Annotated in this window: 12 protein-coding genes, 1 tRNA gene and 2 rRNA genes; 1 reads left to right on the top strand and 14 read right to left on the bottom strand. The window is 41.1% G+C overall.

Translation table 11 applies throughout. The features are described from left to right. Positions 1-63: 63 nt before the first annotated feature. From TZ97_RS09660 to fabM, 11 genes are all read right to left on the bottom strand, one after another. Positions 64-1,428, bottom strand: coding sequence for an acetyl-CoA carboxylase biotin carboxylase subunit (locus tag TZ97_RS09660; protein ID WP_045760281.1), 1,365 nt, complete (start codon positions 1,426-1,428; stop codon positions 64-66). Positions 1,429-1,441: 13 nt separating this feature from the next. Next, positions 1,442-1,867 (bottom strand): 3-hydroxyacyl-ACP dehydratase FabZ, encoded by a 426-nt coding sequence (gene fabZ / locus TZ97_RS09655; protein ID WP_003004019.1) that lies wholly within the window; start codon positions 1,865-1,867, stop codon positions 1,442-1,444. Then, entirely contained in the window at positions 1,864-2,352 is a 489-nt protein-coding gene (gene accB / locus TZ97_RS09650) for an acetyl-CoA carboxylase biotin carboxyl carrier protein (protein WP_045760241.1), read from the bottom strand. Before accB ends, fabZ begins: the two co-directional genes overlap by 4 nt. Before the next feature lie 3 nt (positions 2,353-2,355). Continuing rightward, positions 2,356-3,588, bottom strand: coding sequence for a beta-ketoacyl-ACP synthase II (gene fabF / locus TZ97_RS09645; protein ID WP_003010454.1), 1,233 nt, complete (start codon positions 3,586-3,588; stop codon positions 2,356-2,358). A gap of 61 nt (positions 3,589-3,649) precedes the next feature. Beyond that, complete coding sequence (gene fabG, locus TZ97_RS09640; protein WP_003010456.1) at positions 3,650-4,384, bottom strand: 3-oxoacyl-[acyl-carrier-protein] reductase; 735 nt, start codon at positions 4,382-4,384, stop codon at positions 3,650-3,652. Between the two features lie 12 nt (positions 4,385-4,396). Then, complete coding sequence (gene fabD, locus TZ97_RS09635) at positions 4,397-5,317, bottom strand: ACP S-malonyltransferase (RefSeq protein WP_045760240.1); 921 nt, start codon at positions 5,315-5,317, stop codon at positions 4,397-4,399. 22 nt (positions 5,318-5,339) lie between these two features. Then, the gene (gene fabK / locus TZ97_RS09630; RefSeq protein ID WP_045760239.1) at positions 5,340-6,305 is read right to left on the bottom strand and encodes an enoyl-[acyl-carrier-protein] reductase FabK; all 966 of its coding nucleotides are present in this window, start codon (positions 6,303-6,305) and stop codon (positions 5,340-5,342) included. 114 nt (positions 6,306-6,419) lie between these two features. Continuing rightward, the gene (locus TZ97_RS09625; RefSeq protein ID WP_003003892.1) at positions 6,420-6,644 is read right to left on the bottom strand and encodes an acyl carrier protein; all 225 of its coding nucleotides are present in this window, start codon (positions 6,642-6,644) and stop codon (positions 6,420-6,422) included. Between the two features lie 58 nt (positions 6,645-6,702). Continuing rightward, entirely contained in the window at positions 6,703-7,677 is a 975-nt protein-coding gene (locus tag TZ97_RS09620) for a beta-ketoacyl-ACP synthase III (protein ID WP_045760238.1), read from the bottom strand. Beyond that, positions 7,677-8,111, bottom strand: coding sequence for a fatty acid biosynthesis transcriptional regulator FabT (gene fabT, locus TZ97_RS09615; RefSeq protein ID WP_003003993.1), 435 nt, complete (start codon positions 8,109-8,111; stop codon positions 7,677-7,679). The genes TZ97_RS09620 and fabT overlap by 1 nt, the downstream gene beginning before the upstream one ends. Before the next feature lie 96 nt (positions 8,112-8,207). Then, positions 8,208-8,999, bottom strand: coding sequence for a trans-2-decenoyl-ACP isomerase (gene fabM, locus TZ97_RS09610; protein ID WP_045760237.1), 792 nt, complete (start codon positions 8,997-8,999; stop codon positions 8,208-8,210). A gap of 240 nt (positions 9,000-9,239) precedes the next feature. Here fabM and TZ97_RS09605 point away from each other — a divergent pair, with 240 nt between their 5' ends. Then, a complete protein-coding gene (locus TZ97_RS09605; RefSeq protein WP_045760236.1) occupies positions 9,240-10,595 on the top strand; it encodes an aspartate kinase in 1,356 nt (451 codons plus the stop codon). A gap of 95 nt (positions 10,596-10,690) precedes the next feature. Here TZ97_RS09605 and TZ97_RS09600 read toward each other — a convergent pair. From TZ97_RS09600 to TZ97_RS09590, 3 genes are all read right to left on the bottom strand, one after another. Further along, positions 10,691-10,764: transfer RNA gene (locus tag TZ97_RS09600), tRNA-Asn, on the bottom strand. 5 nt (positions 10,765-10,769) lie between these two features. After that, positions 10,770-10,885, bottom strand: a 5S ribosomal RNA gene (gene rrf / locus TZ97_RS09595). Between the two features lie 79 nt (positions 10,886-10,964). Continuing rightward, positions 10,965-11,992, bottom strand: a 23S ribosomal RNA gene (locus TZ97_RS09590); the annotation flags it as partial.

Raw genomic sequence — 11,992 nt, 5'->3', positions numbered from 1 at the left:
CTATAAAAGCCTGAAACTGTGAAGATGATGTTCATACTTCCCTCACAAGTCCAGGCTTTTTCATCATTCCTTATTATAATTTGGAAGGAATTGTTCCATCAAAAATGCAGTGTCATAATCACCAGCGATCACATGTGAATCTGAAATCAAATCCAACTGGAAACTGCTATTGGTGGTGACACCATCGATTTCCAACTCATAAAGAGCACGCTGCATTTTCATCAGTGCATCAAAGCGATTTTCCCCATGGACAATGATCTTGGCAATCATACTATCATAGTATGGTGGAATCGTATACCCAGGATACACAGCAGAATCCACACGCAAGCCAACCCCACCACTTGGAAGATAGAGATTAGTGATCTTACCAGGGCTAGGTGCAAAGTTGAAGGAAGGATTTTCCGCATTGATCCGGCATTCAATCGCATGGCCTTTAATGACAATATCCTCTTGAGTAACGGATAATTCTTGGCCAGCTGCGATTTTAATCTGTTCCTTAACGATATCAACTCCTGTTACAAATTCCGTGACAGGATGCTCTACTTGGACACGGGTATTCATTTCCATAAAGTAGAACTCACCCTTGCCTTCATCATACAAGAATTCAATCGTTCCAGCATTCTCGTACCCAACTGATTCAGCTGCACGAACAGCTGCAGAACCAATCCGATCACGAAGCGTTTTTCCAATAGCAATCGAAGGGGATTCTTCTAGAACTTTTTGGTTATTTCGTTGAAGAGAACAATCGCGTTCACCTAAGTGAATAACATGTCCATGCTGATCCGCTAAAATCTGTACTTCAATGTGGCGTGCCGGATAAATCACCCGTTCCATATACATGGCACCATTTCCAAAAGCAGCTTGAGCTTCTGAGGAAGCAGATTCAAAAGCAGCAACCAAATCTTCTGGTTTTTCAACCTTCCGAATTCCTTTACCACCGCCTCCTGCAGATGCTTTCAACATCACAGGGTAACCAATACGCTCTGCAATCTCGAGGGCTTCTTCAGCAGTATACACTTCACCATCTGATCCAGGAATAACAGGTACTCCTGCTTTGATCATCTGTTTACGAGCATTAATCTTATCCCCCATCAAATCCATGACTTTAGCAGAAGGACCAATAAATTTAATGCCCACTTCCTCACACATGGTCGCAAATTTTGAGTTTTCACTTAAAAATCCAAAACCAGGGTGGATAGCTTCTGCTCCTGTTAGAACAGCTGCAGACAAGACAGCACTCATATTCAAATAAGATTCTGTTGATTTAGCAGGGCCAATACAGACTGCTTCATCCGCTAGTAAGGTATGCAAGGCTTCTTTATCAGCAGTAGAATACACCGCAACCGTCTCGATGCCAAGTTCACGAGCCGCACGAATAATGCGCACTGCAATCTCACCACGATTGGCGATTAAGATCTTACGAAACATAGATAGGCCTTTCTTAATTTCCAATTGCAAAAGTAAGCGTTCCTGAAGCTGCAAGCTTACCGTCTACCTCTGCTTTCGCTTCAACAACAGCAATGGTTCCACGACGTTTGACAAAAGTAGCTGTCATCACCAGTTGATCTCCTGGAACGACTTGTTTTTTAAACTTCACCTTGTCCATCCCTGCATAAAAGACTAATTTCCCTTTATTTTCAGGTTTTGACAACTCTAGTACACCTGCTGTTTGTGCCAAAGCTTCCATGATAAGAACACCTGGCATAACAGGATATTGTGGAAAATGTCCATTAAAAAATGGTTCATTAATTGTCACATTTTTAATGGCAACAATCGTATCTTCGCTTGTTTCCAATACGCGATCCACCAAAAGCATTGGGTAACGATGTGGCAAAGCCTCACGAATAGCATTAATATCAATTGTCATTTGATTCGAACCAATCCTTTTCCAAATTCAACCATTTCTTCATTCGTTACCAAAATTTCAGTGACTACCCCATCTTTAGGCGCTGGGACTTCATTCATCACTTTCATGGCTTCGATAATCAAGAGTGTTTGACCCTTAGTAACTTTGTCTCCTACAGATACAAAGGCTGGTTTATCCGGAGCTGGCGACAAGTAAGCCACCCCAACCAATGGACTTTCAACCACATCACCTTCTGCAGCCTGAGCTGGAGCAGCAACTGGTTCAGCCGCTACAGCTGGAGTTGCTGGTGCTTCAACAACAGGGGTTACTACAGGAGTTTGAGGAGTTGCTACCACTTCAACTGCAGGAGCAACCGGTGTAGCCACAACTGAACTCGTTTGGTTTTTACTCAAATTCAATTCTTCGCCATTATTTTTATATGAGAATTCACGCAAAGTTGACGCATCAAATTGAGCCAACAAATCTTTGATTTCAGAAATATTCATGAATTAACCCTCCCAACGTTTAAAGGCCAGAACAGCATTGTGTCCTCCAAAACCAAAGGTATTTGAGATAGCGTACTGAATATCCGCTTCTTGACCTTCACCATAAACAACGTTTGCTTCGATATAGTCAGACAATTCTTTAGTACCAGCAGTTTTTGGTACAAAGCTGTGACGAATCGCTTCGATAGTAGCAATCGCTTCAACTGCACCAGCAGCACCTAACAAGTGTCCTGTAAATGATTTAGTAGATGATACAGGAACTTCTTTACCAAGTACAGAAACAATAGCTCCGCTTTCACCTTTTTCATTAGCAGGTGTAGAGGTACCATGTGCATTGACATAATCGACATCCTCAGGTTTGATACCCGCTTCATTGATCGCCAATTTAATCGCTTTAGCCGCACCTGAACCATCTGGGGTTGGTGTTGTCATATGATAAGCATCACAGTTTGATCCGTAACCAACAATCTCAGCCAAGATGTTAGCACCACGTTTTTGAGCATGTTCCAAGCTTTCAATAACGAGAACCCCTGCACCTTCACCCATCACAAAACCATTACGGTCTTTGTCAAATGGGATAGATGAACGTTCTGGGTCTTCCGTTGTTGAAAGGGCCGTAAGAGCATTGAAACCACCGATACCAATCTTAGTAATCGAAGCTTCAGCACCACCTGCCAAAACAACATCATGCATACCAAATTTAATCTCACGGAAAGCTTCACCAATTGCATCATTAGCAGAAGCACAAGCTGTTGTCACGGATTTACATACCCCTTGAGCCCCAATCTTAAGTGCGATGTTTCCAGCACCCATGTTTGAAAGAGCTTTTGGAATAAACATTGGTTGGATTCTCTTCATCCCACGTTCATGCATCCGGATAATTTGATCTTCCAATTCTTGCAAACCACCGATACCAGATGATACAATCACGCCTACACGATCACGGTCTTCTTCTTCCATATTCAAGCCTGAATTTTCAATAGCTTCCATCGCAGCATAGATTGCATACAATGAGTATGTATCCATACGATTTTGATCTTTTTTCACAAAATATTTATCGAATGGGAAATCTTGAATTTCACCAGCATTAAAGACTGGAATTTCAGAAGCATCAAATTTCGTAATGGGCTTGATTCCAATTTTTCCTTCATGAAGGCTATTCCAGAACTCCTCTGGTGTATTTCCGATTGGTGAGGTTACACCGTAACCTGTAACAACAACACGATTTGTAGACATATATATTCTCCTTTTGTCGGATGGATATTTAAGTAAGTGATTTTCGATCAGTGAGCATTCATTATTGCATAGTCATGCCGCCATCAATGGCAATTGTTTGACCAGTTAAATATTCTTGACCTGCCAAGAAAGCCGCAACTTCTGCCACTTCTTCAGCTTGACCAATTCGTTTCATTGGCACTTGCGCTAGCATGGCATCTTTCATTTTCTCTGGAATAGCGTCTGTCATATCTGATTCAATGAAACCAGGTGCAATGGCATTCACACGAACACCACGGGCCGCAACTTCACGCGCTACTGATTTAGTGAAACCGATCAAACCAGCTTTTGAAGCCGCATAGTTAGCTTGACCGATATTCCCCATGAGACCTACAACAGATGACATATTGATGATGGCCCCTTGACGCGCCTTAGACATTGGTTTCAAGACAGCTTGTGTCATATTGAAGGCACCAGTCAAGTTGATTTTCAAAACCCGTTCAAAATCTTCTTCAGTCATCTTCAACATCAACTTGTCGTTTGTAATCCCAGCGTTATTGACCAAAACATCAACACTACCAAGCTTTTCAATAGCTTCAGCAACCATACGTTGCGCATCTTCGCCATTCGAAATATCCCCAGAAATACCAACAACAGTCACACCATAGTCAGCAAACTGTGCAAGCAAGTCCTCAGAAATTTCAGAACGTCCATTTAGGACAACGTTGGCACCGAGACTCGCAAATTTATGAGCCACAGCCAATCCAATTCCGCGTGTTGAACCTGTTACAAAAACATTTTTATTTTTAAGTTCCATCTTTACCTCGTTTTAAGCATTCAGAAGTGCATCTAGACTAGCCTGATCTTCGACGTTATAAGTTGGAAGAGTTTTATCAATTTTCTTCAAGAATCCTGACAAGACTTTTCCAGGTCCGATCTCGATGACCTCATCTACACCAAAGTCTTGAATCGTAGCAATTGAATCATAGAAACGAACCGGTTCTTTTACTTGACGGGCCAAAAGTGCTTTCACATCTTCCGACTTCATGATAGTAGCTTCTGTATTCCCAACTAAAGGAAGATTAAAATCATTAAATGATACTTTTTCTAGTTCAGCCGCCAATTTTTGACTAGCAGATTCCAGTAAGGCTGTGTGGAATGGACCTGACACATTCAAAGGGATCAAGCGTTTGGCCCCTGCTTCCTGCAATAGTTCCACAGCATAGTCCACAGCTGCAACCTCACCACCAATCACAATTTGTGCTGGTGTATTGTAGTTAGCTGGTGTTACTACACCCTTTTCAGATGCTTGTTGACAAATCTCTTCGATCAAACTTGGATCTGTATTCATAACAGCAACCATTTTCCCACTTCCAGCGGGAGCTGCCGTTTCCATGAATTCACCTCGTTTCGCAACCAAAGCTACTGCATCTTCAAACGAAAGAGCTCCAGCCGCAACCAGGGCAGAATATTCCCCCAAAGAGAGGCCGGCAACAATATCAGGAGTGATACCATTTTCTACTAAGAGACGATAAATGGCTACTGACGTTGTCAAAATAGCTGGTTGAGTATAGCGTGTCTGATTCAGTTTTTCTTCGTTAGAATCAATCAATTCACGCAAATCATAACCTAGAATACGACTAGCCGTATCAAATGTCTCTTTAACAACGGGATAAGCCGCATACAAATCGCTCGCCATGCCCAATTTCTGAGCCCCTTGACCAGCAAATAAGAACGCACGTTTTGTCACTATCCTAATCCTTTCGACGTTTTTAGACGTTTACATCTGCCCAACGAGCAGCCTCTTTTTGAATCACCTTGGCTGCACCATAATAGATATCTTCTAGAATTTCAGCACAGGTTTCTTCCTTGCTGACAAGTCCAGCAATTTGACCTGCCATTACAGATCCATTGTCAACATCTCCATCAACAACGGCATTGCGAAGGGCACCTGCTCCTAATTCTTCAATTTCTTCTTGAGTCTTCTTACCAGCCAAGAAATCTTTTTCAGCTTGGTTATATTCTGTAGCCAATTTATTCTTAATCGCACGAACTGGGTGTCCAACAACTGAGGCTGAAATAACAGTATCAATATCTTTAGCCTTCAAAATCTTATCTTTGAAGTTTTGGTGTGCATTAGATTCCTTAGCAACAGCGAAACGAGTACCAACCTGAACAGCTTCTGCTCCAAGCATAAGAACAGCAGCCATACCACGTCCATCTGCAACACCACCAGCACCAATAACTGGGATAGATACCGCATCCGCAACCTGGCGAACAAGTGCCATGGTTGTCAATTTACCAATGTGACCACCAGCTTCCATACCTTCTGCGACAACAGCATCAGCTCCAAGTTTTTCCATACGTTTAGCAAGTGCTACCGATGGAATAACTGGGATTACTGTAATTCCAGCTTCGTGGAAACGCTCCATATATTTACCTGGGTTTCCGGCACCTGTTGTAACAACCTTAACACCCTCTTCGATAACGAGGTCGACGATGTCATCTGCAAATGGTGACAAAAGCATGATATTAACACCGAATGGTTTGTCAGTGATTTGTTTTACTCTATCAATATTAGCTTTTACCACTTCTTTAGGGGCATTACCACCACCAATAATTCCGAGTCCACCAGCATTTGAAACGGCTCCAGCCAAGTCTCCATCAGCAACCCAGGCCATACCACCTTGGAAGATTGGATATTTAATATTCAATAGTTCAGTAATTCGTGTTTGCATTATACCTACCTCTTTTTTCACTTAAGTAATAGTTTGAGTTTAAAAGATTGTTTCTTTGAGCCTCAAACTATTACCTAAACAAGAGAGAATATCTTTCGATACTCTCATCTATCATTATTTTGTTTTTTCTTCTACGTAAGCGACAAGGTCACCAACTGTAGACAATCCTTCTTCAGTTTCGATTTGGATGTCAAAAGCATCTTCAATTTCAGAGATAACTTGGAACAAATCCAATGAATCTGCTTCTAAATCTTCGAATGTAGATTCAAGAGTTACTTCTGATGGTTCTTTACCAAGTTCTTCAACGATAATTTCTTGTACTTTTTCAAATACTGCCATGATAGGCCTCCTTAAAAAATAATATATAAATTTTTAAAATGTGTTTCCACATGTTTAACTAGATTGTAACAAGAAGTGTGCCCCATGTCAAACCTCCACCGAATCCTGTTAGAAGAATTTTTTGACTTCCATCCATCTTGATTCGATGATTCTCGACACACTCCGATAATAGAATGGGGATACTAGCAGCACTAGTGTTCCCATATTCCATCATATTTGCTGGGATTTTCTCTCTAGAGACACCCAGTTTTTTTGACATCTTATCTAACATTCGGTCATTCGCCTGGTGTAACAGAAAATAGTCAATCTCTTCTGCTTCCATAGAGGCGTCTGCTATAATTTTTTGAATACTTTTCGTGACATCACGAATGGCAAAATCAAAAACTGCCCGTCCATCCATTGTCAGATATCTTCGATCGGAAACTTCATCTGAATAAGGGGAAGACAGCCCCAAATAGCAAGACTCAAGACTAGCACCTCGGCTACCATCTGTAAAAAGATTCTCAGCCAAAAACGATTTTTGATCGCTTGCTTCAAGCAAGACACCACCAGCTCCATCTCCAAAAAGGACTGAAGTGGAACGGTCTGACCAGTCTAATACTTTTGAAAGCGTCTCACTACCGATCACAATTCCTCGCCGATACATACCTGAAGAAATGTATTTTTCAGCAGTGGCTAATGCAAATACAAATCCGCTACATGCTGCAGTCAGATCAAAGGCAAAAGCTCGAGTAGCTCCAATATTAGCTTGTACCCGGGCTGCAGTTGATGGCATTAAGCTATCTGGTGTAATCGTAGCGACAACGATAAAATCAATTTCCTCAGCGTCTAAGTTTGCTTTTGCTAATAATCTTTGTGCAACAATTGTTGCTAGATCACTTGTCGTCTCATCTTTTGAAATGTGACGCCGAAGGATACCTGTCCGACTACTGATCCATTCATCACTTGTATCCATGATCTCAGCCAAATCATCATTTGATACGACTTGGTCAGGTGCATAATGAGCAACTTGACTAATTTTAGCAAAGACCATTATTTAATTTCCTCCAAGAAACGATACAGATTTTGCAATCCTTTTTGCATCACTTTCTTCTCTTCGGGACTCATATCTCCAATAATCTGGTTGACCATCCGTTTATGGAATTGCTGATGAAGACGATAAAGTAGACGACCGTTCTTCGTTAAACTCAAGTGTACAACCCGGCGATCAACTTCCGATCTTCTTCTTTCGATATACCCTTTGCGCTCAAGATTATTCAAACTTGTCGTGACAGTCCCCAAAGTCACCATCAACTCCCGTGAAATATCACTCGGGGTTGCATTCGGTGTCGAACCAATCACATCGATCGTATGCATTTCTTTAATAGAAACATCTTTGAATCGACTTGCTCTTAGGCTCGACTCCTCAATAACCAAAACATTATTAAAGATGGATGTTAAATAGTCGTTAACTAATTGGTAATTCAAAACTCCACCTCCTAATTTTACTTTGATAGTCAAATTTTATCAAAAATGAAAATAATTTGCAAGCATTTTTTCACAAAACATAGAAAAATTACAAATTTATTTTCCTTTAAATTGTGGCCGACGTTTCTCAGAGTAGGCAATAACCCCTTCCTTGAAATCTTCTGTAAATGCTAGTTTCTTTTGCAAATCCAATTCAAGACCCGCATATTGGTCCCATTCTTTCAAGAATGCTTCCCAAACCATTTCTTTCATGGCAGCATAAGAATTTGAAGATCCTCTTCTTAATTTTTTAAGCAATTGCTCAACTGTTTTATCGAGTCTTTCAGATTCACAAACACGATAAGCTAGGCCATAATCAAATGCCTTTTCAGCAGTCAAGGCTTCACCCGTCATTACTAAATGAGTAGCCCGAGACATGCCAATGGCTTTTCCTAACAAGAATAACCCACCCGCATCCGGTGCTAAACCAACCCCAACAAAGGCTTGGATAAATTTAGTACGATCACTAATAATACAAAAATCAACAGCTACTGCAATGTTAGCAGCTGCTCCAGCAACCGCTCCATCTGCCATCATAATAACCGGTTTTGGCAATTGCTTGATTTTCTTTGAAATCGTATTAACTAATTCGGCAATTAAAACAAGAGACTCGATGTCATCCGCATCGACTGCGCGTTTCATTTCGCTTAAATCTCCACCAACTGAAAAGATTTTCCCTTCTGCTGATAGAATAATGAATTTTACTTCCTCATTTTTTTCTGCATCTTCCAGGGCAGCTAAAATTTCCTGACACATTGGAATGTTAAAACCATTGGATACTTCAGGACGATTTAAAGAGATTGTCGCGAGGTCGTTTTCGACAGAATACAAAATTGTTTCAAACATCACAGACTCCTTTTATTTAAATATAAAATATTTTGATATTAAAACTTTTTAATTATAACATATCATACCATAAAAAATAAGAATAGTAAAATATATCTATAAGATGTAACAAAATTGTAAAATTTGAATCATGACAATTTCTAGCCTCTTAAGATCCACCTATTTTATGCCCTATTTATAAATACATTGTATCAACAACTGAAGTTTGGTATAATGTACTAATGAAACTATTAAGGAGAAAAAATGAAAGTAACTAAATTCGGTGGAAGTTCTCTAGCATCAGCTCCACAATTAAAAAAAGTACTTGATATCATTAAAGATGATCCAGAAAGAAAATTTGTAGTTGTATCAGCTCCTGGTAAGCGAAATGCAGAAGATACAAAAGTAACAGATGCACTGATCCGCTATTATAAAGAATTTACTTCAGATAAGGATGTCACACAAACACAACAGTGGATTATTGAACGTTATCGTGCCATTACAGAAGAATTGGGTCTCAAAGATTCCATTATTCAAGAAATTGCTGAAGATATCTATGATTTAACAAATTTACCTAAAAAAGGGAATCCATTCACATACGATGCATTCCTAGCAGCAGGCGAAAATAACAATGCTAAACTCATTGCTGCTTATTTCAATCAAAATGGATTAGAAGCAAGATACATCCATCCAAAAGAGGCAGGAATTACAGTCACTGCAGAACCTTCCAACGCTCGTATATTACCATCTAGTTACGATAAAATTGAAGAACTAAAAGACTCAAGTGAAGTGATTGTCATTCCAGGTTTCTTTGGTGTTACTCAAGATGGTGACATTTGTACATTTTCTCGTGGTGGATCTGACATTACAGGATCGATCATTGCAGCAGGTGTAAAAGCAGACTTATACGAAAACTTTACAGACGTAAATGGTATCTTTGCAGCACATCCAGGTATTATTAAACACCCACATTCTATTCCTGAATTAACCTACAAAGAAATGCGTGAATTGGCCTACGCTGGTTTTTCAGTATTGCATGATGAAGCACTCGTTCCAGCATACAGAGGTAAAATTCCATTAGTCATTAAAAATACTAATAATCCAGACCACCCTGGAACCCGCATTGTTTTGGAACATTCAAATGATCATGTGACTGTTGTAGGGATTGCAGGTGATTCAGGATTCGTTAGTATTAACACTACAAAATACCTTATGAACCGCGAAGTCGGTTTTGGTCGAAAAGTCCTTCAAATTTTAGAAGATCTCAATATCAGTTGGGAACATATGCCAACAGGAATCGATGACTTGTCCATCATTTTGCGTTCACGTGAACTGACTCCAATCAAAGAACAAGAAATTTTAAAACAATTAACGCAAAAGCTCGAAGTTGACACAGCCGAAATTGAACATGATCTTTCCATCATTATGATTGTTGGTGAGAAAATGAAGAGTCAGGTAGGGGTTACTGCCACTGCAGCCAAAGCACTATCAGAAAATGAAGTGAATATTCAAATGATCTCTCAAGGTTCTAGTGAAGTTTCCATTATGTTCGTTGTAAGTAAAGATCAAGAAGAAAAAGCAATTAAAGCCTTATATCAAGCATTTTTCCCAAATAACTAAATAGAGAAAAGCTCCGTTAACTAAACGGAGCTTTAATTAACATTAAAATGAAAAGTAAAAAAAGAGATCAATTACTTGATCTCTTTTTTTCTATACTCCGCCAGTAGGACTCGAACCTACGACATCATGATTAACAGTCATGCGCTACTACCAACTGAGCTATGGCGGAATCAAGCTAAGCGACTACCTTATCTCACAGGGGGCAACCCCCAACTACTTCCGGCGTTCTAGGGCTTAACTGCTGTGTTCGGCATGGGTACAGGTGTATCTCCTAGGCTATCGTCACTTAACTCTGAATGATTAAACATTCAAAATTGAACATCTATATTCTAACAAGTTAACCTTACGTTGTCAATATCTTTTGACTCTTTGGATAAGTCCTCGAGCTATTAGTATTAGTCCGCTCCATTGCTCGCACAACTTCCACTCCTAACCTATCTACCTGATCTTCTCTCAGGGCTCTTACTGATATAAAATCATGGGAAATCTCATCTTGAGGTGGGTTTCACACTTAGATGCTTTCAGCGTTTATCCCTTCCCTACATAGCTACCCAGCGATGCCTCTGGCGAGACAACTGGTACACCAGCGGTAAGTCCACTCTGGTCCTCTCGTACTAGGAGCAGATCCTCTCAAATTTCCTACGCCCGCGACGGATAGGGACCGAACTGTCTCACGACGTTCTGAACCCAGCTCGCGTGCCGCTTTAATGGGCGAACAGCCCAACCCTTGGGACCGACTACAGCCCCAGGATGCGACGAGCCGACATCGAGGTGCCAAACCTCCCCGTCGATGTGAACTCTTGGGGGAGATAAGCCTGTTATCCCCAGGGTAGCTTTTATCCGTTGAGCGATGGCCCTTCCATACGGAACCACCGGATCACTAAGCCCGACTTTCGTCCCTGCTCGAGTTGTAGCTCTCGCAGTCAAGCTCCCTTATACCTTTACACTCTGCGAATGATTTCCAACCATTCTGAGGGAACCTTTGGGCGCCTCCGTTACCTTTTAGGAGGCGACCGCCCCAGTCAAACTGCCCGTCAGACACTGTCTCCGTAGATGATTAACCTACCGGGTTAGAGTGGCCATAACACAAGGGTAGTATCCCAACATCGCCTCCATCGAAACTGGCGTCCCGATCTCAATGGCTCCTACCTATCCTGTACATGTGGCACAGACACTCAATATCAAACTGCAGTAAAGCTCCATGGGGTCTTTCCGTCCTGTCGCGGGTAACCTGCATCTTCACAGGTACTAAAATTTCACCGAGTCTCTCGTTGAGACAGTGCCCAAATCATTACGCCTTTCGTGCGGGTCGGAACTTACCCGACAAGGAATTTCGCTACCTTAGGACCGTTATAGTTACGGCCGCCGTTTACTGGGGCTTCAATTCATACCTTCGC

It is taken from the genome of Streptococcus parasanguinis (assembly GCF_000963275.1).
GTDB classification, from domain to species: domain Bacteria; phylum Bacillota; class Bacilli; order Lactobacillales; family Streptococcaceae; genus Streptococcus; species Streptococcus parasanguinis_B.
The sequence above is the reverse complement of the archived record's forward strand: the minus strand, read 5'-3'. Positions and strand labels throughout refer to the sequence as shown.